This window comes from Herbaspirillum lusitanum (assembly GCF_026127345.1).
In the GTDB taxonomy this organism is placed as follows: domain Bacteria; phylum Pseudomonadota; class Gammaproteobacteria; order Burkholderiales; family Burkholderiaceae_D; genus Herbaspirillum; species Herbaspirillum lusitanum.
Genome location: NZ_QXFG01000003.1, coordinates 150776 through 176130, shown reverse-complemented (window position 1 = coordinate 176130; position 25355 = coordinate 150776). Strand labels below are relative to the sequence as shown.

Annotated in this window: 23 protein-coding genes, 1 other RNA gene and 1 pseudogene; 13 read left to right on the top strand and 12 right to left on the bottom strand. The window is 61.9% G+C overall.

Annotation, left to right across the window (positions count from 1 at the left end; translation table 11 throughout):
- Nucleotides 1-23: 23 nt before the first annotated feature.
- A complete protein-coding gene (locus DXT88_RS02045; protein ID WP_407649262.1) occupies nucleotides 24-1148 on the top strand; it encodes a methionine ABC transporter ATP-binding protein in 1125 nt (374 codons plus the stop codon).
- Nucleotides 1129-1785, top strand: a complete 657-nt coding sequence (locus DXT88_RS02040) for a methionine ABC transporter permease (protein WP_116436482.1) — start codon at nucleotides 1129-1131, stop codon at nucleotides 1783-1785. The genes DXT88_RS02045 and DXT88_RS02040 overlap by 20 nt, the downstream gene beginning before the upstream one ends.
- A gap of 8 nt (nucleotides 1786-1793) precedes the next feature.
- On the opposite strand, the gene DXT88_RS02035 is transcribed toward DXT88_RS02040, so the two are convergent.
- Nucleotides 1794-3143: an LLM class flavin-dependent oxidoreductase gene (locus DXT88_RS02035; protein WP_265211369.1), complete on the bottom strand. Its 1350-nt coding sequence runs from the start codon at nucleotides 3141-3143 to the stop codon at nucleotides 1794-1796.
- A gap of 75 nt (nucleotides 3144-3218) precedes the next feature.
- The gene (locus tag DXT88_RS02030) at nucleotides 3219-3572 is read right to left on the bottom strand and encodes a DUF3088 domain-containing protein (RefSeq protein ID WP_265211367.1); all 354 of its coding nucleotides are present in this window, start codon (nucleotides 3570-3572) and stop codon (nucleotides 3219-3221) included.
- A gap of 245 nt (nucleotides 3573-3817) precedes the next feature.
- Here DXT88_RS02030 and DXT88_RS02025 point away from each other — a divergent pair, with 245 nt between their 5' ends.
- Complete coding sequence (locus DXT88_RS02025) at nucleotides 3818-4165, top strand: hypothetical protein (protein WP_265211365.1); 348 nt, start codon at nucleotides 3818-3820, stop codon at nucleotides 4163-4165.
- Between the two features lie 16 nt (nucleotides 4166-4181).
- On the opposite strand, the gene DXT88_RS02020 is transcribed toward DXT88_RS02025, so the two are convergent.
- From DXT88_RS02020 to DXT88_RS01985, 8 genes are all read right to left on the bottom strand, one after another.
- Complete coding sequence (locus tag DXT88_RS02020; RefSeq protein ID WP_265211363.1) at nucleotides 4182-5069, bottom strand: L-fucono-1,5-lactonase; 888 nt, start codon at nucleotides 5067-5069, stop codon at nucleotides 4182-4184.
- Between the two features lie 103 nt (nucleotides 5070-5172).
- Complete coding sequence (locus DXT88_RS02015) at nucleotides 5173-6114, bottom strand: ABC transporter substrate-binding protein (protein WP_265211361.1); 942 nt, start codon at nucleotides 6112-6114, stop codon at nucleotides 5173-5175.
- Between the two features lie 55 nt (nucleotides 6115-6169).
- Nucleotides 6170-6244: non-coding RNA, sX9 sRNA (locus tag DXT88_RS02010), on the bottom strand.
- A 70-nt stretch (nucleotides 6245-6314) separates the two neighbouring features.
- A complete protein-coding gene (locus DXT88_RS02005) occupies nucleotides 6315-7367 on the bottom strand; it encodes an ABC transporter permease (RefSeq protein ID WP_265211359.1) in 1053 nt (350 codons plus the stop codon).
- 11 nt (nucleotides 7368-7378) lie between these two features.
- The gene (locus tag DXT88_RS02000) at nucleotides 7379-8941 is read right to left on the bottom strand and encodes a sugar ABC transporter ATP-binding protein (protein ID WP_265211357.1); all 1563 of its coding nucleotides are present in this window, start codon (nucleotides 8939-8941) and stop codon (nucleotides 7379-7381) included.
- A 74-nt stretch (nucleotides 8942-9015) separates the two neighbouring features.
- Nucleotides 9016-9354 carry an L-rhamnose mutarotase gene (locus DXT88_RS01995; protein ID WP_265211355.1) on the bottom strand — a complete coding sequence of 113 codons (339 nt, stop codon included), beginning with the start codon at nucleotides 9352-9354 and terminating at the stop codon, nucleotides 9016-9018.
- Nucleotides 9355-9364: 10 nt separating this feature from the next.
- Nucleotides 9365-10141: an SDR family oxidoreductase gene (locus DXT88_RS01990; protein WP_265211353.1), complete on the bottom strand. Its 777-nt coding sequence runs from the start codon at nucleotides 10139-10141 to the stop codon at nucleotides 9365-9367.
- Between the two features lie 54 nt (nucleotides 10142-10195).
- On the bottom strand, nucleotides 10196-11473 hold the full coding sequence (locus DXT88_RS01985; RefSeq protein ID WP_016834408.1) for an L-fuconate dehydratase: 1278 nt from the start codon (nucleotides 11471-11473) through the stop codon (nucleotides 10196-10198).
- 550 nt (nucleotides 11474-12023) lie between these two features.
- On the opposite strand from DXT88_RS01985, the gene DXT88_RS01980 reads away from it, so the two are divergent.
- Nucleotides 12024-13172: a porin gene (locus DXT88_RS01980; RefSeq protein WP_265211351.1), complete on the top strand. Its 1149-nt coding sequence runs from the start codon at nucleotides 12024-12026 to the stop codon at nucleotides 13170-13172.
- 145 nt (nucleotides 13173-13317) lie between these two features.
- Nucleotides 13318-14172: an IclR family transcriptional regulator gene (locus DXT88_RS01975; RefSeq protein ID WP_265211349.1), complete on the top strand. Its 855-nt coding sequence runs from the start codon at nucleotides 13318-13320 to the stop codon at nucleotides 14170-14172.
- 180 nt (nucleotides 14173-14352) lie between these two features.
- Here the strand turns inward: DXT88_RS01975 and DXT88_RS01970 are convergent, their stop codons facing one another.
- On the bottom strand, nucleotides 14353-15024 hold the full coding sequence (locus tag DXT88_RS01970) for a hypothetical protein (RefSeq protein WP_265211347.1): 672 nt from the start codon (nucleotides 15022-15024) through the stop codon (nucleotides 14353-14355).
- 327 nt (nucleotides 15025-15351) lie between these two features.
- Here DXT88_RS01970 and DXT88_RS01965 point away from each other — a divergent pair, with 327 nt between their 5' ends.
- The 7 genes from DXT88_RS01965 (at nucleotide 15352) to DXT88_RS01935 (ending at nucleotide 22940) form a co-directional block, all read left to right on the top strand.
- On the top strand, nucleotides 15352-16038 hold the full coding sequence (locus tag DXT88_RS01965) for a TetR/AcrR family transcriptional regulator (RefSeq protein ID WP_265211345.1): 687 nt from the start codon (nucleotides 15352-15354) through the stop codon (nucleotides 16036-16038).
- Nucleotides 16038-17174 (top strand): efflux RND transporter periplasmic adaptor subunit, encoded by a 1137-nt coding sequence (locus DXT88_RS01960; RefSeq protein ID WP_265211343.1) that lies wholly within the window; start codon nucleotides 16038-16040, stop codon nucleotides 17172-17174. Before DXT88_RS01965 ends, DXT88_RS01960 begins: the two co-directional genes overlap by 1 nt.
- A gap of 3 nt (nucleotides 17175-17177) precedes the next feature.
- Entirely contained in the window at nucleotides 17178-20381 is a 3204-nt protein-coding gene (locus DXT88_RS01955; RefSeq protein WP_265211341.1) for an efflux RND transporter permease subunit, read from the top strand.
- The gene (locus DXT88_RS01950; protein WP_265211339.1) at nucleotides 20371-20523 is read left to right on the top strand and encodes a hypothetical protein; all 153 of its coding nucleotides are present in this window, start codon (nucleotides 20371-20373) and stop codon (nucleotides 20521-20523) included. Before DXT88_RS01955 ends, DXT88_RS01950 begins: the two co-directional genes overlap by 11 nt.
- A gap of 10 nt (nucleotides 20524-20533) precedes the next feature.
- Entirely contained in the window at nucleotides 20534-21181 is a 648-nt protein-coding gene (locus DXT88_RS01945) for a protein-L-isoaspartate O-methyltransferase family protein (protein WP_016834400.1), read from the top strand.
- 9 nt (nucleotides 21182-21190) lie between these two features.
- The gene (locus DXT88_RS01940; protein WP_016834399.1) at nucleotides 21191-21514 is read left to right on the top strand and encodes a rhodanese-like domain-containing protein; all 324 of its coding nucleotides are present in this window, start codon (nucleotides 21191-21193) and stop codon (nucleotides 21512-21514) included.
- A gap of 118 nt (nucleotides 21515-21632) precedes the next feature.
- A complete protein-coding gene (locus tag DXT88_RS01935) occupies nucleotides 21633-22940 on the top strand; it encodes a TolC family outer membrane protein (RefSeq protein ID WP_265211337.1) in 1308 nt (435 codons plus the stop codon).
- A gap of 18 nt (nucleotides 22941-22958) precedes the next feature.
- On the opposite strand, the pseudogene DXT88_RS01930 reads toward DXT88_RS01935, so the two are convergent.
- Nucleotides 22959-23593, bottom strand: a pseudogene (locus tag DXT88_RS01930) (TetR family transcriptional regulator).
- Between the two features lie 507 nt (nucleotides 23594-24100).
- On the opposite strand from DXT88_RS01930, the gene DXT88_RS01925 reads away from it, so the two are divergent.
- A complete protein-coding gene (locus DXT88_RS01925; RefSeq protein WP_265211335.1) occupies nucleotides 24101-25354 on the top strand; it encodes an efflux RND transporter periplasmic adaptor subunit in 1254 nt (417 codons plus the stop codon).
- Nucleotide 25355: the final 1 nt, after the last annotated feature.

Genomic DNA, 25355 nt, shown 5'->3' with positions numbered 1-25355 from the left:
CAGGAGGGTCGGCGCCGTCGTCGGTGGCGTCATTATCATCAGCGGCGCCGCTGCTGTCACCCGCTGCGGCAGTAGCGAGCGACGTGCATCTGAGCTTTTCCGAAGTCTCCAGACAATATCCGGCGCCGAGCGGCATCGTGCACGCGCTGCGCGATGTCTCGTTCACGGTCGCGCGCGGAGAAATCTTCGGCATCATCGGCCGCAGCGGCGCCGGCAAGTCGACCTTGCTGCGCACCATCAATGCACTGGAGCGGCCCGACGCGGGCGGCATCGCCATCGACGGCTTGCAAGTCGGCGGACTCGATGAAGACGGACTGGTGCAATTGCGCCGCCGCGTCGGCATGATCTTCCAGCATTTCAATCTGTTGTCGGCCAAGACCGTGCGCGACAATGTCGGCCTGCCGCTGCGCGTGGCCGGCGTCAAGCCGGACGCGGTCCGCAAGCGCGTCGACGCCCTGCTTGAACTGGTCGGCCTGAGCGACAAGGCCGAGGTGTATCCGGCCAAACTCTCGGGCGGCCAGAAACAACGCGTCGGCATTGCCCGCGCATTGGTGCACGATCCCGAAATCCTGCTTTGCGATGAAGCGACGTCGGCGCTCGATCCCGAATCGACGCAAGCCATCCTGGCCTTGCTGCGCGACGTCAGCAACAAGATGGATCTGACGGTGGTGCTGATCACGCACGACATGGCGGTGATACGCGAAATCTGCGATCGCGTGCTGGTGCTGGACCATGGCCGGGCGGTCGAACAGGGTGAAGTGTGGCGCGTGTTCGGCGATCCGCAGGCGCCCGCCACGCGCGCGCTGCTGCGCCCACTGCAGCATGGCTTGCCGGCCGACCTGGCGGCGCAGTTGGTCGATGATCTTGATGGGAAACCTGGCAATGCGCTGCTGAGCCTGCGCTTCAACGGCGCGGCGCAACCGCAGGGCGTCAGCCTGCAACAGCTGGCCTTGCTTGGTCCCGACGCGACACTGATCCACGGCGGCCTTGATCGCATCCGCGGACATGCTCAGGGAAATTTGCTGGTGTCCTTGCCGGCGGCGTCGTGGCAATCGATAAAAAACAACGGCGTATTTGGACAGACCTTTGGACGAAAACACGGCGCTGATTTCATTGAGGTTCTCGGTTATGTCCCTGCCCCCGCTTAACAAATATTTCCAGGCTTTCTTTGAAACCTTGCTGATGGTAAGCGCCTCGGCGCTGATCGCCATCGGCCTCGGCCTGCTGCTGGCGATCGTACTGACGGTGACCGCCAAAAGCAGCCTGTATCCGAAACCACGCCTGCATCGCGGGCTGTCGGTGACGGTCAACATCTTCCGCGCGGTGCCGTTCATCATCATGCTGGTGGCGCTGCTGCCGGTGACCCGCTTCCTGGTCGGCACCACGCTCGGCACCTGGGCGGCGGTGGTGCCGCTGACGGTGAATCTGATTCCGTTTTATGCGCGCATCGCGCAGGTCAGCCTCAACGACGTCGATCCCGGCCTGGTGGAAGCGGCGCGCGCGATGGGCTGCCGGCGTCGCCACATCATCCGCCACGTGCTATTGCCGGAAGCCTTGCCCGGCATCGTCGGCGGCATGACGGTCAGCGTAATCGCGATGATCAACGCCTCCGCCATGGCCGGCGCGGTCGGCGCCGGCGGGCTGGGCGACCTGGCGATTCGTTACGGTTACGAGCGCTATGAGACGCGCGTGATGTTTGAAGTCATCGTGATCCTGATTGCGCTGGTGTCCGTCATCCAGCTGGTAGGTGAGCGCGTATCGCGCCGCTTCGATCATCGTCACTAATTCATGCTTCAGGCGGCGTCGGCAATGCTCTTGCGTCCGCCCGGACGGGCCAGTCCCAGATGTTCACGCAGTGTCGTTCCCTCATAGTCGCGGCGGAAAATGCCGCGCTTCTGCAGGATCGGCACGACGCCGTCGGTGAAGTCCTGCAAGCCGCTCGGCAGCGCATCCGGCATCAGGTTGAAGCCATCGGCTGCACCGCCCTTGAACCAGTGCTCGATGTCGTCGGCGACCTGTTCGGGTGTGCCGACCACGACGCGGTGACCGCCGCCGCCCGCCAATGCATACACCAACTGCCGCGCGGTGTAGCCGTGCTGCCGCGCCTGCGCCAGCGTGGCGTTGAAGAAGGTGTGATTGCCATTGCCGTTGCTGGGCAGGGCGATATCGTCGGGCAGGCGTTCATCGAGCTTGATGCGTTCCGGCGCCACGCCCAGGATGCCGGCCAGGCGATTGATGTTGTAGCTCCAGGGGATCATGTCGATCAGCTCGTCGCGCCGGCGAATCGCGTCCGCTTCCGTGGCGCCGATGATGGTGGTCAGCCCGGCCAGGATCTTGACCGCATGCGGACCGCGTCCGTAGGCCGCTGCGCGCGCATTGAGTTCGCGGCCGTAAGCCTGCGATTCCTCGAACGACTGCGATGCCGAGAATACCGCCTCGGCATGGCGCGCAGCAAGGTCGCGGCCGTCGGCGGAACCGCCCGCCTGCACCAGCACCGGATGGCCTTGCGGCGTGCGCGGCAAGTTGAGCGGGCCGTGTACGGAAAAGTGCGTGCCGCGATGCGCGATCGGCTGCACCTTGGCGGTGTCGATGAAGCGGCCGCCGACCTTGTCGCCGATCACCGCGTCGTCTTCCCAACTGTCCCACAAGGCCTTGACCACGTCGGTGAACTCGGCCGCGCGCGCATAGCGTTCAGCGTGGTTCGGCACTGCGTCGCGGCCGAAGTTGCGCGCCGAGCCGAGATCGGCGGTGGTGACCACGTTCCATCCTGCGCGGCCCTTGCTGACATGGTCCAGCGTGGCGAAGCGGCGCGCGATGTTGTACGGCTCGTTGTAGCTGGTCGAGGCGGTGCCGATCACGCCGATGTGGGTGGTCGCCGCCGCCACGCTGGCCAGCAGCACGGTCGGTTCCAGCGCCGTGATGGGGCGGAAATCGATCTGCTCGATGATGGAGACGTTGTCGGCCAGGAAGACCGCATCGAACTTCGCGGCTTCGGCGATCTGCGCCACGCGGATGTAATGGCCGACGTCGATGAAGGCATGCGGATCGGCGTCGGGAAGGCGCCAGGCCGAAGGCACGAAACCGGAATGCAGGACGTTGATGTTGAGATGCAGCTGGCGCGGGCGCGTGCTGGATTCGCTCATGGGAATACTCCGGTCGGGGCGGGAAGGATCAGGTCGGAAGCGCCCGCGCCGACATCGGCGCGAACCGATGATGCATCAATGCACCTTGAAGAACCCGTGGCGTTCCGCCAGCAGGTCGAGGATGCGGCGCGTGTCGGTGATGAAGCGCTTGTCGCCGAGCTGCTGCACGTGCGCGCTGTCGGCCGGCAGCGGTTGTTCATCGCCAAGGATCAGCACCGGCAGGCTCTGGTGATCCGCATCGAGCGCGGCGATCACCTTCTGGCGCGGCTTGGCGAAGGGCAGGCGCTGGACGTCGAGGCGTCCGGCATGCTCCGGATCGCCGGCCAGCAGGCCTTCGATGGGCGCGCCGTCGGGGCAGATGAAACGTTCACCGGGATGGTTCGGGTCGGTAAATCCGGCTTCCAGCAACAACAGCAAATCGCGGCTCATGGCGCACTCCAGAAAGAAAAAATCAATCGTTGATTCTCTTGCGCGCGCCACGCCGCCGCCACGAATATATCCGCATATTCATATACCGCGTGCAGCCTTGGGTACTTTCGCAGCAGCACGCCCGAAGACGAATTTGACAGCAAGAACTCGTATTGCGCCGAGGGACAATTTTGGAATATACTGTATTTATGTACAGTATAATTCGACAATTAAGACATGACGGAATCCGCCGCACCGAGGCGGAAGTGGCTGCCGACGCCGGTTTCGCCGGCATCGTGACGATGAGCATGGCCGGCACCACGCGTCAGATGACGCTGAGCGCGCCCGAAGGTGCGAAAAATGCGGATGGGACGACGGTCTTGTTGCTGTCGCCGCTGTATGAACCGCAATTGCTGAGCATGCATGCCGACGGCATGATCGTGCGCGGCTGGCAGCGTGTGCTTGGTGTACCCAATGATCGCACCGGCAAGAACACGCCGGGTGCGACCTATCTTCAGGAATGGGTGCTGACGCTGGTGGCCCAGCGGCCGGCCAGCATGCGCGAACTGAACACCGTAATGGCGACGCCCTTGCAACTGGTGCAGGGCAATTGAAAAATAACCGTCCGGGCTATCGGACTTTGATGCCGTAACAACGCGCCGCTGTTCCACCCCACAAAGCGTCCTGCTCGTCTTTGTTCAGGTTGCTCGTCGCCCAGTCGGCAATCAGATCCGCTACCTTGTCGTAAGAGTCAGCCAGCAAACACACCGGCCAGTCCGAACCGAACATCAAGCGCTGCGGACCGAAGGCTTCCAGCGCGGTATCGAGGCAGATGCGGATGTGCTGGTAGTCGGCCGGCTGCAGGCCGTTCTGCCAGTCGGCTTCGGTTACCAGTCCCGACAGCTTGCATACCACGTGCGGCAATGCGCCCAGCGCCAGCAATTCCTTTTCCCAGCGCCACAAGGCGTCGTCGCTGTTGCCGCCGTTTTTGCCAAACTCGCGCAGCGCCGGCTTGCCGAGATGATCCAGCACCAGCCAGTGCTTGTCATGGCGTGCGCAGAATGCCTGCGTGTCGGCCAACTGGCTTTCGAACACCAGCACGTCGTAGACGTAGTGACGCTCCTGCAGCAACGCCACGCCGCGATTGAAATCGGCGTGTTCCAGGAAGGCGCCCGCATCGGCTTCATCTTGCACCTGATGGCGGAAACCCAGCAGCTTGTCGCCGCCATGCCATTCATCGAGGCGCTCGCCGAGGTCGGGCACGGCGAGGTTTTCCCAGCCGACCACGCCGGCGATGAAATCATGCTCCTGCGCCAGCCCGAGCAGAAAGCGCGTCTCGTCGCGGCCCGAACGCGCCTGCACGGCAATCGACGCATCCAGCTGATGTGCGCGCAACAGCGGCAGCAGATCGGCCGGCAGCTTGTCCTGCGCCAGCACGTCCATGCCGGCGCCTATCCATGGGTAATCTTCGGCGCGATAGCGCCAGAAATGTTGATGTGCATCGATGCGCATGGTCATGGCCTGATCAGAGAAAAATGGAAAATATCAAATGAGAATGCCGGCGTATCCGCAGTGTGCGAATGCCGCCGGCATCGGATCCTCAGGTCAAATGATCAGACGATCAGTCGTACAGCACTGCCGCGATCTTCGGATCGGCGATGTTGCTCTTGTCGTACCAGTAGAAACCGGTGTCGATGATCTTCGGCAGCTTCTCGCCCTTGAGCGCCTTGACTGCAGCTTCGACGGTCTTGTAACCGATGCCGACCGGGTTTTGCGTGATCGCGCCGGCCATCTGGCCGTCGCGGATGGCATCCTTCTGCTGCTTGCCGGAGTCGAAGCCGATAATGACGACCTTGCGCTTCATTTCCCTGGCGCCATTGAGCACGCCGATCGCCGAACCTTCATTGGTGCCGAAGGCGCCCTTGAGTTTCGGATAAGCCTGCAGGATGGACTTGGTGACTTCGGTCGACTTCAGCTGGTCGCCGGCGCCGTACTGGATGCTGACGATCTTGATCTTCGGATAGGCCGATTTCATGCGATCGACGAAGCCGTCGCGACGGTCGATGCCGGTGCGGCTGGTCTGGTCATGCGCGACCACGGCGACTTCGCCTTCCTTGCCGATCAGTTCGGCCATCTTGTCGGCGGCCAGTGCAGCGGCGGCCTTGTTGTCCGTAGTCGTGGTCGTGACCGGGATGTCGCTGTCGACGCCGGAGTCAAATGCGATCACCGGAATCTTCGCGGCTTGCGCCTTCTTCAGCAGCGGCAGCGCAGCCTTGCTGTCGAGCGCGGCAAAACCGATTGCCTGCGGCTTCTTGGCCAGTGCGGCGGACAGCATGTCGATCTGCTTGTCGACCATGGCTTCGGTTTCCGGCCCCTCGAAAGTCACCTTGACCTTGTAGTCGGTCGCGGCCTGGTTGGCGCCGGCCTTCACCGCTTGCCAGAATTGATGCTGGAAGCCTTTCGAGACCAGCGGAATATAGATTTCCTGCGCTTGCGCAATGCCGCTTGAGCCGAATGCAAAACTGAGGCCGAGGGCGATGTTGAGGGCTCTTCTCTTTATCATTTTTAAGTCTCCTTGATGAATGTAAAAACAGCGGGGTCCAGCTAAAACTCCAACCTGTTCACGATCTGTAGCGAGAGGCCGTCAGCCGGTGGCGGACGGAGCGGAGGAACCGGAATGTGCTGGAGCACATGAGGATTCCGAGCACCGCCCAAGGGTCTCCAATTCGCGGATCACGTCCTCGCAGTAAGATCGTGGGCAGGTTATTGGCGGCGGCGGCGCAGGATATCCATATAGACCGCCAGGATGATGATCACGCCGGTGACTACGGTTTGCCATTCCTGCGCCACCGACATGATGCGCAGGCCGTTGATCAGCACGCTCATGATGAAGGCGCCGATGATGGTGCCGAGGATGGTGCCGGTGCCGCCCGACAGCGAAGTGCCGCCGATCACCACGGCGGCGATGGCGTCGAGCTCGTAGCCCTGCCCCAGCGCCGGTTGCGCCGAATTCAGGCGGGAGGCGATCAGTAGGCCGGCGATGCCGCAGATGGCGCCGCTGACGGTGTAGACGGTGACCTTCCAGAAATCCACCTTGACGCCGGACAGGCGCAGCGCTTCTTCATTGCTGCCCAGCGCGAAGGTGTAGCGGCCGAACACGGTCTTGTTCAGGATGACGCCGGCGGCGATCGCCACCAGGAACAGGATCAGCACGGCGTTGGGAATCGGCAGCGCCGGGATCAGGTCGCCGATCAGCGATTCTTGCGAAATCTGCGGAAACGACGGCGTATCGTTGAAGTAGATCGGCTTGGTGCCGGAGATCACCAGCGACAGGCCCTTGAGCAACATCATCATGCCCAGCGTGGCGATGAACGGCGGCACCTTGAGCTTGGCGATCAGCATGCCCGACGTCCAGCCGCACAGCGCGCCGAAGAAGATCGCCGCAAAGATGCCGAAGTAGATCGGCAAACCCCAGTAGGTCAGGAACACGCCGGCCATCACGGAGCAGAACGTCATCATGGTGCCGACCGACAGATCGATGCCGGCGGTGATGATGACGAAGGTGCAGGCGATCGCCAGCACGCCGTTGACGGCGGTGGACTGCAGGATGCTGACCAGATTGTCGATCTGCAGGAAGTTGTCGTTGGCGATGCTGAAGAACACGATCAGCGCCAGCAGGCTGGCGAAGGCCAGCAGTTTTTGCCGTGTCGACGGGTGGAACAGGCGCGCGCGCAGGCTGCCGGCGCCGGCTTCTGAATCGGTTGCAGGTGTCATGGTCAGGTTTGCTTGCGACAGTGGGTTGGGAGTATTTGCCATGGTCGTCTTCTTCAATGTGTGGTGGTGGCAGCGGTGGCCACAGCGGAGGGACGCTGCGTGGCCAGTTGCATGATTTTTTCCTGCGAGGCTTCGGCCGCGCTGAGTTCGCCGGTGATGCGCCCTTCGCACATGACCAGCACGCGATGGCTCATGCGCAGAACTTCCGGCAGCTCGGACGAAATCATCACGATCGCCTTGCCTTGCTCCGCCAGCGTGTTGAGCAGCTTGTAGATTTCGCTCTTGGCGCCGATGTCGATGCCGCGCGTGGGCTCGTCGAAGAACAGGATGTCGCAGTCGCGCAGCAGCCACTTGGCGATCACGATCTTTTGCTGGTTGCCGCCGGACAGCAGGCGCGCCGGCTGGTCGATCGACGGCGTCTTGATGGAAAGCTGGCGCACGTAGCTTTGCGCGGTGCTGCGGATCGCGGCCTGGTCGAGGAACAAACCCTTCTTCAGGAAGCGATTCATGCTCGACATGACCACGTTGGCCTTGACGTCGAGGCCGGTGGCCAGGCCGAAGTGCTTGCGATCTTCCGAGAGATAGCCGATGCCGTGGGCGACGGCGTCGGACGGCGACTTGATCACGGCCTTGCCGCCGTGGATGAAGATCTCGCCGGCATCGAGCGGATCGGCGCCGAAGATGGCGCGTGCGACTTCGGTGCGGCCGGCGCCCATCAGGCCGGCGAAGCCGAGGATTTCACCCTTGCGCAACTGGAAGCTGACGTCGCGGATGGCATGACCGCGCGTCAATCCCTTGACCTCCAGGACGATCTTGTTGTCGCCGGCATTGGCGGTGACCGGTCGTGCGCCGTCGAGCTGGCGGCCGACCATCATGCTGATGATGGTGTCGATCGGGGTTTCTTCGGTCGGCACGGTGGCGATGTATTTGCCGTCGCGCATGACGGTGACGCGATTGGAAATGCGGCGCAACTCATCCATCTTGTGCGAGATGTAGACGATGCCGACGCCCTGCGTTTGCAGGTCGCGGATGATGCGGAACAGCTCGTCGATCTCGGCGTTGTTGAGCGCGGCGGTCGGCTCGTCCATGATCAGGACGCGCGAATTGAAGGACAGCGCCTTGGCGATTTCCACCATCTGCTGCTTGGCCACGGTCAGTTCGCCGACCTGGATGCGCGGATCGAGCTTCAGACGCATGCGCGCGAAGATCCCGGCGGTCTGGCGATTGAGGGTCTCTTCGTCGAGGAACATGCCGAAACGTCCGCGCGGCTCGCGGCCGATGAAGATATTTTGCGCGGCGCTGAGGTGATTCATCAGGTTGAGTTCCTGATGGATGATGCCGATGCCGAGTTCCTGCGCCGCCCGCGGACCGTCGATATCGACTTCCTTGCCGTCGACGAAGATGCTGCCTTCGTCCTTCTGATAGACGCCCGACAGGATCTTCATCAGCGTCGATTTTCCGGCGCCGTTTTCGCCCATGAGCGCATGCACTTCGCCCGGCAGCAGGTCGAGCTGACAATTGTCCAGCGCCAGCACGCCGGGGAAGCGTTTGGTAACGTTACGCAGCGAGATCAGGTAACCCGATTCGTTTGCGGTCTCTGTATTTTCTGATTGCATGCCTGCCTCGTTGATGCAAACCAGCCTTGTTGTATTGATCGGCCGTGTTGTTTGTTTCACTACTGCTGTTGCCCTCACTGCGCCTTCAGGTCGAAGATCTTCGCCATCGGCACCCATTTCTCTCCTTGCGGCGTCCACGGCGTCGGCGCCTGGAATTGCCACATCAGCGTTTCCCATTCCTGTACTTTGGGATCGCTTTCCATTGCCTGCGCCATTGCCGCCGCGTCATACACGGCGTCGTCAGTGTCCATGATCATCGTCATGCGCGTACCGAGCCGGTAGATTTCCATGCCGGTCACGCCGTGTGCGCGCAGATGCGCGGCGATCTCCGGCCAGATGCGGCGATGATGTTCTTCGTAGCGCGCGATCAGCGCCGCGTCGTCTTTCAGGTCGAGTGCGAGGCAGTAACGCATGGCTCGCCCCTCAGCTCAACGCGCGGTCGAGGTGGGTATAGCCGCCGTCGACGAACACCCATTGCCCGGTGGTGTGGGCGGCGCGATCCGACAGCAGGAAGACGGCAGTGTCGGCCATTTCTTCCGAGGTCGTGAAGCGCTTGCCGAACGGAATCTTGCTGGCAATCGAAGCGATCTTCTCTTGCGGATTGTCGAAACCGGAAATCCATTTCTCGTACAGCGGCGTCATGACTTCGGCCGGGATCAGCGCATTGACGCGCACGCCGTCATTGGCCAGTGCGGCCGCCCATTCGCGTGTCAGCGACAGTTGCGCGCCCTTCGATGCGCAATAGCCGCTGGTGTTGCCCTGGCCGGTGACGGCGGTCTTGGACGAGACGTTGACGACGGCGCCGCGCGTGGCCTTGAGGTGTGGTACGCAATAGTGCGCCATGACGTAATAATGAATGAGGTTTTTTTCCAGCGATTGCATGAAGGCGGCACGGCCGGCGTCGAGGCCGACGCTGTCGTTGACGCCGGCGTTGTTGACGAGGCCGTCGAGGCGGCCGAATGCCCGCACGGTCTCGGCAATCGCTTGCTCGCACTTCCCTTCATCGGTCAGGTCGAGCAGGAAGAAGCGCGCCTGCGGTTGCAGTTTCAGCAACTGCTCCCGGAAAGCGTCATGGGGCTGGCTCTTGCCGAACACCACGGGAATCGCGCCTTCAGCGGCCAGCTGCAGCGAGATGGCGCCGCCGATGCCCGACGCGCCGCCGGTGACGATCACGACTTTGTCTTTGAGATGTAAATCCACGTTTGTCTCCGTGTTGCGATTGTTTCAATCGCTATTGTTGTCTTGTTTTTTTGATCAGCCGCGGAAGCGATATTGCTCCAGCGATTCCGGCTTCATCGTAATCGAGAATCCCGGTGCGGTCGGCGGCATGTAGGCAGCCCCTTTGACCACGCAGGCGTCGATAAAGTGCTCGTGCAAATGATCGACGTATTCGGTCACGCGTCCTTCGAGGGTGCCGGAAATGCAGACATAGTCGATCATCGACAGATGTTGCACGTATTCGCACAGGCCGACGCCGCCGGCGTGCGGACAGACCGGCAACTTGTATTTGGCCGCCATCAGCAGCACCGCGAGGATTTCGTTGACGCCGCCGAGTCGGCAGGAGTCGATCTGCACCACGTCGATGGCGCCGCGCATGATGAACTGCTTGAACAGCACGCGGTTCTGGCACATCTCGCCGGTGGCGACCTTGACGGCGCCGATGCCTTCGCGGATCTTGCGGTGGCCTTCGACGTCGTCCGGGCTGGTCGGCTCTTCGATGAACCATGGCTTGGCGAAGGCCAGCTCATTCACCCATTCGATCGCCTGGTCGACTTCCCAGACCTGGTTGGCGTCGATCATCAGGTGACGATCCGGCCCGATGACTTCACGCGCAATGGTGACGCGGCGCTTGTCGTCGGCGAGATCGCGGCCAACCTTGAGTTTGATGTGGTTGAAACCGCCATCGATGGCTTCCTTGCACAGGCGGCGCAGCTTGGCGTCGTCGTAGCCCAGCCAGCCGGCCGAGGTGGTGTAGCAGGGATAACCGTTCTGCTCCAGCAGGCGGATGCGTTCGGCCTTGCCGGGCGCCTGTGCGCGCAGCAGCGCCAGCGCTTCGTCGGGCGTGATGCAGTCGGTGATGTAGCGGAAGTCGATGCTGCGCACCAGCTCTTCCGGCGACATGCCGGCCACCAGCTTCCACAGCGGCTTGCCTTCCGCCTTGGCCCACAGGTCCCAGACCGCATTGACGACGGCGCCGGTGGCGAGATGGATCGCGCCCTTGTCCGGGCCGATCCAGCGCAGCTGGCTGTCGGAGGTGATGGTGCGCCAGAACCGTCCCATGTCTTCACTGACCCAGGCCAGGTCGAGGCCGACCACCAGATGCTCCATCGCCTTGATGGCAGCGCAGCAAATCTCGTTGCCGCGACCGATGGTGAAGGTCAGGCCGTGGCCTTCGAGGCCGGACTGGTCGGTTTCCAGGATCACGTAGGCGGCGGAGTAGTCCGGATCCGGATTCATGGCGTCGGAGCCGTCGAGCGTCTTCGAAGTCGGGAAACGTACGTCCAGTACGCGCATGGAAGTGATGGTGGTCATCGTCTCAGTAGAAAAAGGGTGTTAAGAACAAATGTCAGTGAAGCCCATGAAGCCGGTCGATGCGCGCCGGCTTGGCACGCTCGCTCGTCACGCTGTCCTGCTCCTGTCTCCGCAACGCTTTTTTGCGTTGCCGTCGTTGTTGTGCATGGCGCCGCCTGAAACCCACAGGCGGCAGGAATGGCCATGAAGTGTGGCGATTATTGCACGCAGCCTTAAATTCATCAATAAAATTCTATTTTATATTTGAGTTTACTTTGCTACTATCGCTTCGCCGCAGCCCACAACGGAATCACGCCTGATCGAGTGATAACCAATAAGTAGTGGAGAGATATCAAAAAGAAGATGTCTTTGCGGCAATATTTCTTTGATATTTTATTAAAATTAAATTTTACAAATAAAAATAAAACAAGGAAAGGAGACCAGACAAACCCTGAGATTTCCCCTGCAGCAACGCCGGGGGCCGTGCCCGGCAAGCTGTACATGCGGCACGGACGAAACACGAACACGCAGTCACCAACAACCATAAATGAAGACACATACGGAGATCCTCATGCAGACAATCACATCCATCGCCGCCATTAGTGGCAACCGCGGCAACCGCGGCAACCGCTCGCAGCGCGGCGCATCCTCATTCAAACTGGCAGCCGTCGCTGGTGCACTGCTCAGCCTGGCCGGCGCGGTGCAGGCGCAATCGGCGGTCACGGTCTACGGCCGCGTCGATGCCGGCGTGGACTATCAATCCAACGTCGCGCTCACCGGCGGCAGCAGCGGCAGCCTGTGGCGCGCCTCCGGCAATCAGTGGGGCACCAGCATGATCGGCTTCAAGGGTACGGAAGACCTGGGGTCGGGACTGAATGCCTTCTTCCTGCTGGAGTCCGGCTTCGACGCCACCAAGGGCGCGACCAACGGCACGGCGCTGTTCAATCGCCGCTCCTACGTCGGCCTGTCCGGCAGCGCCGGCTCGCTGAAGTTCGGCAAGAACCTGTTCATCGACAACGACATCTGGTTCCTCGATCCGACCGGCCAGCAATTCATCGGCACCGCCACGCTGGTGCGCGGCCGCAACTGGCAAGGCGCGGACAACGTGATCGAATACCAGACGCCGACCTGGGGCGGCTTCAACGCCACGTTCCAGACCGCGCTCGGCGAGCAGGCCGGCTCGATCAAGAACAAACGCAAGGATGGCGTCTCGCTGGTTTATCAAAACCAGGGACTTGAGTTGCGCGCGATCTACGACCTGATCCGCGACAGCAACGGCAAATACGGCACCGGACTCAATTCGGACGGCACACGCAATACCGTTTTCGATACATCGAAGGAACTGATCCTGGGCGGCACCTACACCATCGACAAGCTCAAGCTGTTCCTTGGCTATGAAAACCTGCGCGCACCGGATGTTGCCCCGGGTTCGCCGGACAAGGTCAATCATTACTGGCTGGGGGCGAACTACCAGGTCACGCCTGCGTTGACGCTGATCGGTTCGGTGTTCCGCGTCAACGTCAACAACGGCGGCGGCAACGCCAACCTGTTCATGGCCGGCGCCAACTACTCGCTGTCCAAGCGCACCCTGCTGTACGTGGGTGCGGGCACGGTCCGCAACAGCAGCACCGCCAACTTCTCGGTCGAGGCCAGCAACAACAATCCGTTGCCGGGCCAGAACCAGAATGGCGCTTATGCAGGCATCAGCCACTCCTTTTAAGCGGAGAGCCTAGGACGGCAAACTCCTGAAACCGGCGAAGCCGCATGAATGCCGGTTTCAGGGATAAAATGCGCAACAAGACGGATTTGCGCAAAACGACAAACATCCGCAATCCCTGCAATCCCTTTCAGAACCCAGCCTGCCCATGCCAAGAACCAAGAAAATCGTCCCTGACGCAGACTTGGAAGCCGTCGCCGAGGTTTCCGCCATCGACAGCGCCGCCGATGCCGGCAAGGTGCGCTATGCCGCACCGGCCCTGGACAAGGGACTCGACATCCTGGAACTGCTCAGCAAATCCGAGCAGATGCTGACGCTGAACCAGATCTCCAGGCAACTGGGACGCAGCGTCAATGAAATTTTCCGCATGGTGGTGACGTTGGAACAACGCGGCTACCTGATCGCCGACAACGACCAGTACCGCCTGTCGCTGAAGCTGTTCGAGCTGGCGCACAACAACCAGCCGATCCGGTCGCTGGTGAGCACCGCGTTGCCGCATATGCGCGAACTGGCCAACCGCACCATGCAATCGACCCATCTGACCGTCTATGAAGCCGGCCGCGTGATCGTGGTGGCGCAGGTCGACAGTCCGGAACGCTGGGCCTTCGGTCTCAAGGTCGGCGCGCTGGTCAGCCTGACGGACACCGCGTCGGGCCACGTGCTGCTGTCGTTCCGCGACGAAGCCGAGCGCGGCCGCATGCTGGCGGCGCACGTGCGCATGGACGGCGAGCAGGAAATCGACCACGCCCAGCTGCTGCGCCAGATCGCCGAAACCCAGGAGCGCGGCTATTCGCGCATGGAAAGCCGGCAGATCCGCGGCGTGGTGAACCTCTCGTATCCGGTGCTGGGCGCCAACGACCGCATGTTGGCGGCGCTCAACGTGCCCTACATCGAGCGTATCGACAAGAAGGTCAATCCCAGCCTCGATGAAGTGCAAATCATCGTGCATGAAATCTCGGCGCGACTATCAAAGCTGATGGGCAGCAGCAGCTTCGGCACTTGAGATCCGCCAATAAAAACACCGCTGGCGGCGTTGCTTCTCCTGGCCGTACCTTCGTACTGTCTGCGTCGGCGCGCCTTGCCAGCGGCGTTTTTATTGGCGGATGTCAAACCACTGCTGAGAAACAAAAAAGCCAGGCGTCGCAGCCTGGCTTTCTTGTTTGATGCGTGCAGCGCGCAGCGTTCAACCGCCCTGTGAAACCTGCTCGCGGTTGAGCGTCGGCAGGCTCTTGCCCTTGTTGTATTCAACTGCCGCGTTGGTCAGGTTATAGCGCGTGTATGCCTTCATCAGATCATCCATGAAATCCGACTCGCCCTTGACCAGGCGCCAGGCGCCGCGCGCGTCCTGCTCCTCGACGTAGCTGCCGAGGCCGTCATAGACGACGCTGACGGCGCGCGGCTTTTCGTTTTCCTTGAATTCGGTCAGGAAGCCGTGCATGTCGTAGCCGCCCTTGCCGCGCATGAAGGTATCGATGGCCGACTCCATCGCCGCTTCGCGATCGGTCAGCGCCTTGGTGTGCGCCTGGGTCAGCAATTCGCTGACGCCGGGATTGTCGGTGATCAGCATGTCGAACTTGCCGCTGCGCTCGTCGCCTTCTTCCAGCACGTATTTCTTCTTGGTCGGCAGGATGCGCAGTTTCGGCGGCACGTTGATGCCGTAACGGCCGATCAGGCCGCCCAGCGCCATCGTCAGCGCCGGGCTGACGTCGGCCTTGGCGGCGCCGCTGAGTCCGTCGACGCTGCCGCGCGTGGCCATCATCTGGGCAAAGCCGATGTCGTCGTTTTTGGCGTACGCCTTCGCCGACGTCGGCGACGCAGTGTTGTTGATGAAAAACTGGTTGTTGATGCTGTCCATTGCCGCTCTCCTACGGATTGCCGGGACTGCTGCCGATGCTGCTGCCGGGCTGCCTGTAAGCTTCCAATACGTTGCCAGATTGACAAATTCGTCCGTTTTGATTTTCCCATTGTAAAAGCCTTTTGTCTGTTCCGTTTGCAAGGACACCGCCGCATTCACCGCTTTATTCCCCGAATCCGGCGCTTCGTCGCAAACCGCTGCCGCAAGGGCCGGCCCGGCTTTACCCTGCTTTACGCAATCTGCCCGGGCGGACTTCTTGACGACATGAGTGTAGCCACTTACATTGCTGACTCACCGGTAACTTACTGGCGGCGCCGCCGCTTCGCCATGGCTCAGCCTTCGAAATCCCCTTCCGCTCCGAAAGTCACCCAAGCCGCTTCAAAGGCCTCCGCACGCGGACCGCGCTGGGAGCGGCGCAAGGAAGCGCGCCCGCAGGAATTGCTGGCGGCAGCGCTGGATATCTTCGTCGAGCGCGGCTTCGCGGCTGCGCGGCTGGAAGATGTCGCCGCGCGCGCCGGCGTCTCCAAAGGCACGCTCTACCTCTACTTCGACAGCAAGGAAAACCTGTTCAAGTCGGTCGTGCGCACCAACATGCTGCCGCTGCTGGAAGAAGCCGAAGGCATGGTCGACCGTTACGAAGGCCACAGCGCCGATTTGCTGCGCGACCTCATCCTGGGCTGGTGGGCTTCGGTGGCGGATACAAAATTAAACGGTATTTCCAAACTGATGATGGCAGAATCCGGCAACTTCCCTGAACTCGCGCAGTTCTACCACGCCGAAGTCATCACGCGTTGCGACGCCACCATCGTGCGCATGCTCGAGCGCGGCATCCGGCGCGGTGAATTCCGCGCCATCGACGCCGAGCACATGAAGCGCGTCATCGTCGCACCGGTGCTGATGCTGATGCTGTGGAGCCAGTCGTTCGGCCCGTGCGCCATCGAGCCGGTAGAGCCCGGCGCTTATCTCGACAACTTCATCGACCTTTGCCTGAACGGCTTGCTGACCAAATCCTGATGACTCTTTCCTTTTTCAAACGCCGCTCGGTCCTGATCGTATTGCTGGTAGTAGTCGTATTGATCGCCTTCATGGCGCTGCGCAAGCGCCCTGCCGCGCCGGTTGCCATGGTCGAAAAACCGGCGCAGGTGCTGGAATTCCTGCCGGGCGACATCGTCGTTGCCCACGTCGAACCGCTGCGCCAGGTGCTGCCGCTGTCGGGCGCCTTGCGTGCGCTCAACCAGGTCGCGGTCAAGGCCAAGGTCGGCGGCGAGGTCAGGGAAGTATTGGTGCGCGCCGGTGAAGCAGTCTCCCTCGGCCAGGTCCTGATCCGCATGGACACCAGCGAATACCAGGCCAAGGTCGAGCAGGCCAGGGGCTCGCTGGTGGCTTCGCGCGGCCAGCTCGACATCGCCACCAAGACGCGCGACAACAACCTGGCGCTGCTGGACAAGGGCTTCATTTCGCGCAATGCCTTCGACAACGCCGCCAGCCAGTTCGACATCGCCAAGGCCAACGTCGACACCGCGCGCGGCGCGCTCGACGTGGCGCAAAAGGCGCTCAACGACACCGTCATCAGGGCGCCCATGGCCGGCCTGGTCAGCACCCGCACCATCGAGCCCGGCGAGAAGGTGTCGGTCGACAACAAACTGCTCGACGTGGTCGACCTGCGCCAGATGGAACTGGAAGCGCCGGTGCCCACCGCCGACATCCTCAAGGTGAAGCTCGGCCAGGAAGTGCTGGTGCGCGTGGAAGGCCTGCCTGACGCCGTCGCCGGCAAGGTGGTTCGCATCAATCCGGCCACGCAATCGGGCTCGCGCTCGATCATGGTCTATGTGCGCATCGACAACCCCGACAATCTCTTGCGCGCCGGCATGTTCGCCGACGCCAGCCTGACCCTGGACAAGCGCGACGCCGTGCTGACCTTGCCGGCCACCGCAATCCAGAACGAAGGCGGCAAGGCCTATGTGTACACCATCGAGAACGGCAAGCTGGCGCGGCGCGACGTTGTCACCGGCCTGCGCGGCGTCGACAGCAAAGGCAACGCGGTGGAAATCAGCAGCGGCCTGCAAGACGGTGCGCGCATCGTCAAGGCCAACCTGGGCAACCTGAACGCGGGCACGCCGGTCAAGATCCTGCCGGCGGCGAAGGAATAGCGCATGTGGTTCACCCGCATCAGCATCGGCAACCCCGTGCTCGCCACCATGATGATGATGGCGTTCGTGGTGCTCGGCCTGTTCTCTTATCAACGCCTGCGCGTCGACCAGTTTCCCGACATCACCTTCCCGGTGGTGGTGGTGCAGACCACCTATCCGGGCGCCTCGCCCGAGAACGTCGAATCCGACGTCACGCGCAAGATCGAAGAGACGGTCAACACCATCAACGGCATCAACAGCCTGACTTCGCATTCGTATGAAGGCCTGTCGGTGGTCATCGTCGAGTTCGACCTCACCGTCGATCCGGCCCAAGGCGCGCAGGACGTGCGCGAAAAAGTCGCGCTGGTGCAGGCGGCCTTCCGCAAGGAAGTCGACCAGCCGCGCATCACGCGCTTCGATCCGGCCGACCAGCCGATCTTCTCGATCTCGGTCACCAACGATCCGGCGGCGCCGAACACGCGTCCGCGCACCCTGCGCGAGCTGACCACGATTTCCGACCAGGTCATCAAGAAACGACTGGAAAACGTGCGCGGCGTCGGCTCGGTGACGCTGGTGGGCGGCGTCAAGCGCCAGATCAACATCTACGTCAAACCCAACGAGATGGAAGCGCTCGGCATCGGCGTCGACCAGGTCATCACCGCCGTCAAGAACGAGAACCAGGAATTGCCGACCGGCGCGATCCGCATGGCCGACGCCGAGAAGGTGGTGCAGGTGCAGGGCCGCGTCAAGAATCCGGAAGACTTCAAGCGCATCATCGTGGCGCGGCGCGGCAGCCAGCCGGTCACGCTGGAACAGATCGCCACCGTGGTCGACGGCCAGGAAGAACAGGAAACCCTGGCGCTCTACAATGGCCAGCGCACGCTCGCGCTGGACATCCTGAAGGCGCAGGGCCAGAACACCATCGATGTCGCCGACGGCCTCAAGCAGGCCATCAAGGACATGGAGCCGAACCTGCAGAAACTGTATCCCGGCGTGCGCCTGCAAGTCATCAAGGACAGTTCGCGCCAGATCCGCACCGGCGTCGAGAACGTGCGCCGCACGCTGCTCGAAGGGGCGGCGCTGACGGTGCTGATCGTGTTCCTGTTCCTCAATTCCTGGCGCTCGACGGTGATCACCGGACTGACCTTGCCGGTGGCGCTGATCGGCACTTTCCTGTTCATGTACATGTTCGGCTTCACCATCAACATGATCACGCTGATGGCGCTGTCGCTGTGCGTCGGCCTGCTGATCGACGATGCCATCGTGGTGCGCGAAAACATCGTGCGCCACGCCGGCATGAAGGTGCACGGCAAGTTCAAGACGCACAAGATGGCGGCGCTGGAGGGCACGGCGGAAATCGGCCTGGCGGTGCTGGCGACGACCTTCTCGATCGTCGCGGTGTTCCTGCCGGTGGGCTTCATGGGCGGCATCATCGGCCGCTTCTTCCACCAGTTCGGCATTACGGTGACGGCGGCGGTGCTGATCTCGATGTTCGTCTCGTTCACGCTGGATCCGATGCTGTCATCGATCTGGCCCGACCCCGATGTCCATGGCGAAAAGCGCAAGGACGGCTGGTACGCCAAGTCCATCGGCCGCGTGCTCGATCAGTTCGAACGCCTGGTGCAATGGCTCTCGGCGAGTTACCAGAAACTGCTCAAGTGGTCGCTGCGCCATCGCATCCTGACGCTGGTGCTGGCGCTGCTGAGTTTCATTGCGGGCCTGGCGTTGCCGGCGGCGGGACTGATCGGTTCCGAGTTCGTGCCGCAGGCCGATTATTCCGAAAGCGGCGTGACTTTCTATACGCCGGTCGGCTCGTCGCTGGAACTGACCGAGTCCAAGGTGCACCAGGTCGAAACCGTGCTGCGCCAGTTTCCTGAAGTGGTCGATACCTACAGCACCGTCAATACCGGCAATTCGCAGGGCAAGAATTACGCGACCGTGTTCATCCGCCTCAAGCCGCGCAAGGAACGCCAGCTGAGCACGGCGCAACTGGCGCCGCAATTGCGCGAACGCCTGACACGCGTGGCCGGCATCACGGTCACCCACATCGGCACGCTCGACGGCGTCGGCGGCGACAACAAGCAGGTGCGCTTCAGCTTGCTGGGACCGGACCTCGATCAACTCGGGCGCCTGTCGGAAGAAGTCCAGACCAGGTTGCGCGCGATCCCCGGCGTGGCCGATCTCGACTCCAGCCTGAAGCCGCAAAAGCCGACCATCTCGATCGAACCGAAGCGCGACATCGGCTCCGACCTCGGCGTCGGCGTGGCGCAGATCGGCAACGCGCTGCGCCCCTTGCTGGCCGGTGAGGCCGCCAGCAGCTGGCGCGCACCCGACGATGAGAACTACGACGTCAACGTGCGCCTGGCGCCAACCGATCGCAATACGGTCGACGACCTGTCGCGCATGATGCTGGCCAGCAGCTTCAACAATACCGACGGCACGCCGCGCATGGTGCCGCTGCGCCAGGTCGCCGACATCCGCAACACCGTCGGCGCCAACCAGATCAACCGGCGCGACCTCAACCGCGAGGTGGAACTGTCGGCCAACGCCGCCGGCCGCTCCGCCGGCCAGGTCAACGCCGACATCAAGGTCATGCTGGACAAGATCAACTGGCCGCCCGGCTATCGCTACCAGATCGGCGGCTCGACCAAGAGCATGAACGAATCCTTCGGTTACGCGCTGGGTGCATTGGCGTTGGCGATCGTGTTCATCTACATGATCCTGGCCTCGCAATTCGCCAGCTTCCTGCAACCGGTGGCGATCATGTCGTCGCTGCCGCTGACGCTGATCGGCGTGTTCCTGGCGCTGATGTTCTTCCGCTCGACGCTGAACATGTTTTCCATCATCGGGTTCATCATGCTGATGGGGCTGGTGACCAAGAACGCGATCCTGCTGGTGGACTTCGCCAACCAGGCGCGCAAGGAAGGCATGGAGCGCGGCGCGGCGCTGCTGGAAGCAGCCCACGTGCGTCTGCGCCCGATCCTGATGACCACGCTGGCGATGGTGTTCGGCATGGTGCCGCTGGCCTTCGGTATCGCCGAGGGCTCGGAACAGCGCGCACCGATGGGCCAGGCGGTGATCGGCGGCATCATCACCTCCTCGCTGCTGACGCTGGTGGTGGTGCCGGTGGCGTACACCTATCTCGACGATCTCGGCGCCTGGGTCAAGCGCAAATGGTTCGGCGCTGCAATAGTAGGAGACAAAGCGGAGGACGAGCATGCGTCCTGACTATTTCCGTTTTGCAAGCATGGCGGCGGAATCGGCAAGCGATAAATTCTCTGAATTCCCCACTCCGGCCCCGAAAGCAACAGCCTGGCGCTGTCTCGCAGCGTCGGGGTTTGATAAAATGCTGCTTTTACGTCGCTATTGAGCCCACTGCCATGAATATCGAACAAGCCCGCTTCAACATGATCGAACAGCAAATCCGCCCTTGGAATGTGCTGGCGCAAGATGTGCTGGACCTCCTGACCGTGGTCCGGCGCGAGGAATTCGTCCCGGCCGCGCATCGCAGCCTGGCGTTCTTCGATACCGAGATCCCGCTGCCGGGCGGCGAAAACATGCTGGCGCCGAAGGTCGAGGCGCGCATCCTGCAGGAAGCCAACGTCAAGAAGCATGAGCAAGTGCTGGAAATCGGCGCCGGCTCGGGCTACATGGCGGCGCTGCTGGCATCCAAGGCGCGTCACGTGACCACCGTCGAGATCGATCCCCAGCTCAAGGCCCTGGCTGAACAAAACCTGTCCGGCTACGGCGTGGTCAATGTCAGCGTCGAGCTCGGCAACGGCGCGCAAGGCTGGCAAGGCGAATACGACGTGATCGTCATTTCCGGCGCGCTGCCTTTCCTGCCGGACGCCTTCCTCAAGCAAATCAAGGTCGGCGGCCGTATTCTGGCGATCATCGGCGAAGCGCCGGTCATGTCGCTCCAGGTCATCACCCGCACGTCCGACCAGGTCTACGACACCGTCAACGTTTTTGAACTGATGGCCAAACCTCTGCATGCGGCCAGCGAGCATTCTCACTTCACTTTCTAGGAAATTTGCATGGAGCACATCACCGCACCGGAACTGGCCGCCTGGATCGCCGACCCGGACCGCCCGACACCCCTGTTGCTTGATGTGCGCGAGCCATGGGAATTCGATACCTGTCGCATCGAGGCTGCCCAGCTGATGCCGATGAACACGATTCCCGGCCGTTTTTCCGAACTGGACGAAGAACAGCCCGTGGTGTGCATCTGCCACCACGGCGCCCGCAGCATGCAGGTTGCCGCGTTCCTGGAGCGCCAGGGTTTCACCAAGGTGACCAACCTGACCGGAGGCATCCACGCCTGGGCCAAGCAGGTGGACACGGCAATGCCGACGTACTGATCCATCCCCGATTCAGCAATGCCAGGCCGCGACAAGACGGCCGTTTCGCTCGTCCCCGGACAGCCGCGCAAGCTAGCGTAATCAGGGAGTTTCATATCTTCTCCAGAGAATTCAACGTATGCGTCCAGTCTTACTCGTCCCGCTGCTGACAGCCGCCCTGCTGGGCGCTTCAGCCCATGCCGCCGCCGCCGATCTGGTGCAGGTCTATCAGCAGGCGCTGGGAAACGATCCCATCTACCAGAGCGCGCGCTACGCGCTGCGCGCCGGCGAAGAAAAGATCACGCAGGGCCGCGCCGCCATCCTGCCGACCGTTGGCGTGGGCGGCAGCTACACACGCTCCGGCGACACCATGCAGAATTCGTCCAACACCTACACGCTGCAGCTGACGCAACCACTGCTGCGCTGGGCCAATTGGGAAACCTACCAGCAAGGAAAATTGTCGGTGGCCGTGAGCGAAGCGCAATTCGCCCAGGCCCAGCAAGACCTGATCCTGCGCGTCGGACAAGCTTATTTCGACGTGCTGGCGGCGCAGGATGCGCTGGGCTTCCTGCGCGCGCAAAGAATCGCCATTTCGGAGCAGCTGGCCTCGGCCAAACGCAACTTCGAAGTCGGCACCGCCACCATCACCGACACCAATGAAGCGCAGGCGCGCTACGACCTGGCCGGCGCCCAGGAAATCGCCGCGCAGAACGACCTCGAAGTGGCGTTGAGCAAATTGCAGCAGATCATCGGCCAGCCGCCGACGCCGCTGTCGGCGCTGCGTCCGAACGTGCAATTGAGCTTGCCGCAACCGGCCATGATCGATCCCTGGATCGCCAGCGCCGAGCAGCAGAATTACAGCGTGGTGGCGCAGCAGGTCTCGCTGGAAATCGCCCAGAGCGAAATCAGGCGCAATCGCGCCGGCCACACGCCCACGGTCGACCTCGTGGCGGGCCGCAATTACACCAACCAGAACAGCCAGCTGACGCCCTATACCAACGGCCGCGGCTACGCCAACTCGATTGGCGTGCAATGGAATATCCCGCTGTTCTCGGGCTTCAGCGTCAGCAGCAAGGTGGATGAATCGATCGCGCTGGCCGACAAGGCCCGCTCGGATCTGGAAAATGCGCGCCGCACCGCCGTGCTCAATGCACGCCAGGCCTATCTCGGCGTGAGCAACGGTTTGTCGCAGGTGAAGGCGTATGAAGCGGCGGAAGTCTCGAGCCTGTCGGCGCTGGAATCGAATCGCCTCGGCTATCAAGTCGGCGTGCGCATCAACATCGACGTGCTGAACGCGCAACAACAACTGTTTTCAACCCGGCGCGATCTGGCCCGGGCGCGTTACGACACGCTGATGAACGGATTGAAACTGAAGTCGGCCGCCGGCAGCCTGAAGGAAGAGGACCTCGCGCAAATCAACCTGCTGCTGGGCGCTCCCTCTCCCTGACGGGTTGGTTGTGCTGGCTCAGCTGAGCAGGGTCGGCGCCGTCTTGATGGCGTGAATGCAGGGGCGGTAAGCACGCTTTCAGCCTCCAGCTCCAGATCGAAACTGTCTGGCGAAAAGAACCAGTCGGCCAGCAAGCCGCTGAACATGGCATGCGCCATCAGGCAGGCGCGACGGATATTCAGGTTGGGCGGCAACTGTCCGCGAGAGATTGCGTTGGCGAGTATTTGCTCCATGCGCAGCATGCCTTGCATCTTGCATTCGCGCTGGCGCATCAGGATAGGATCGTTGTGGTCGACGAATTCGCACTTGTTGAAAATGATGTCGAAGACTTTGCGGCAACGTGGATCGGTCGCGGCCTGCCTGAGTACGTACACGCCGCCCTTGATGAACTCGCCGAGCGGATCGGTGACGCGCTCGTCGGCGTTCGCTTCCATGATGGCTTCCATCGGCAGGCGCACCCGCTCGCACATGGCGTCGAACAGGTCGCTCTTGTTCTTGAAGTGCCAGTAGATTGCGCCGCGCGTGACGTCCGCGGCCTTGGCGACGTCGGCCAGCGAGGTGTGCGAGACGCCGCGCTCGTAAAAAACTTGTTCTGCGGCATCGAGAATGCGTGAACGCGTTTCGAGGGCTTCTTCCTTGGTGGAACGGGCCATCGTCAGCAGTCCGGGTAGGATGTTGTGGTCATAAATAGTGGATTCATTGCAATCTCCGAGCACTTTCGTTGTGCGGTAAAGACAGACTGCCGCAGTTCTCTTTGACAAAGAGACGTTTTCGCGAAAATCTGCATGTTTTGCATGTTTTTGAAAAAATCGCGAATATGTCTTCGACATATTGCGATACATCAATCAAATACATACATACAAGAATGTATGTATAATAGCACCGGATTTCAATGGCCGCTTGGGCGTTTTACGCTTGCTTTCTTTTGTTTCACCTGTCTGCTGTCTTTTCTGCACTGCAACAATTTTTGCGTTATCTTCTTGGTTCTGCCGCAGCACCATTATTTTTCAAGCCCGTTTCTGGATTCATTCCGTAATCACTCCGTAATTGTTCCAAAGCTATATTCAGCAATGTCAGTAATTTAAATAGCAATTTAATTACCGTATTCGAATCACCAGCTGCATGTGCAGCTTCAACTTTACCTACCGTGCGAGATATTTATGAGCTCAGTTAGTCGTTTCACGCGCCTTACCCTTACTGTCGTTGCCGCGGCCGCCCTTGCGGCATGCGGTCAAAAACCGAACGCCCAGGCCGGCGCAGGCATGCCGCCAGGCGAAGTGTCCGTCGTCACCATCGCGCCGGAGCGCGTCACCATCAGCAACGAACTGCCGGGCCGTCTGGAAGCCACGCGCGTGGCCGAAGTCCGCGCCCGCGTGGCCGGCATCATTCTCAAGCGCACTTTCCGCGAGGGTAGCGAAGTCAAGGCCGGCGAGGTGCTCTACCGCATCGATCCGGCCACGTTCAAAGCCAACTACGACAGTGCACTGGCCACGCTGGCAAAGAGCCAGGCCTCGCTGACGCAAGCCTCTCTGAAGGCGCAACGCTACAAGCCGCTGGTCGAAGTCAACGCCGTCAGCAAGCAGGAATATGACGACGCCGTCGCCGCGCAGAAGCAAGCGGAAGCCGATGTCGCCGCCGGCAAGGCAGCAGTGCAGACCGCCGGCCTGAGCCTGGGCTACGCCACCGTGACCTCGCCGATCTCCGGCCGCATCGGCCGTGCATTGGTGACCGAAGGCGCACTGGTCGGCCAGGGCGACGCAACGCAGCTGGCCGTGGTGCAGCAGCTCGACCCGATCTACGTCAACCTGACGCAATCGAGCACCGACCTGCTCAAACTGCAGCAAGCCATGGCCAGCGGCCAGTTGAAGACAGTCGGCCAAGGCAAGGCCAAGGTCACGCTGGTGACCGACGACGGCCGTCCTTACCCGCTGCCGGGCAAGCTGCTGTTCTCGGACGTCACGGTTGACGCGACCACCGGCGCAGTGACCATCCGCGCCGAGTTCCCGAATCCGAACCGCACGCTGTTGCCGGGCATGTACGTGCGCGCGCAGCTTGAACAGGCAGTCAACGAATCCGCCATCGTGGTGCCGCAACAAGCGGTCATGCGCGACCTGAACGGTTCGTCGGTGTTTGTGGTCGGCGACGACAACAAGGTGGCAGCGCGTCCGGTCAAGACCGGCTCCGCCCAAGGCAACAGCTGGATCGTCACGGACGGCCTGAAAGCCGGCGATCGCGTGATCGTCGAAGGTATTCAGAAGACCAAGCCGGGCGCACCGGTCAAGCCGGTGCCGTGGAAGGGTCCGGCCGCTGATGCCGGCGCTGCCCCTGCAGGTGCATCCGCTGCCCCGGCAGGTGCATCCGCTGCACCTGCAGCGGCGCCAGCCAAGCAGGACGCCGCAACCAAAGCTAACTAAG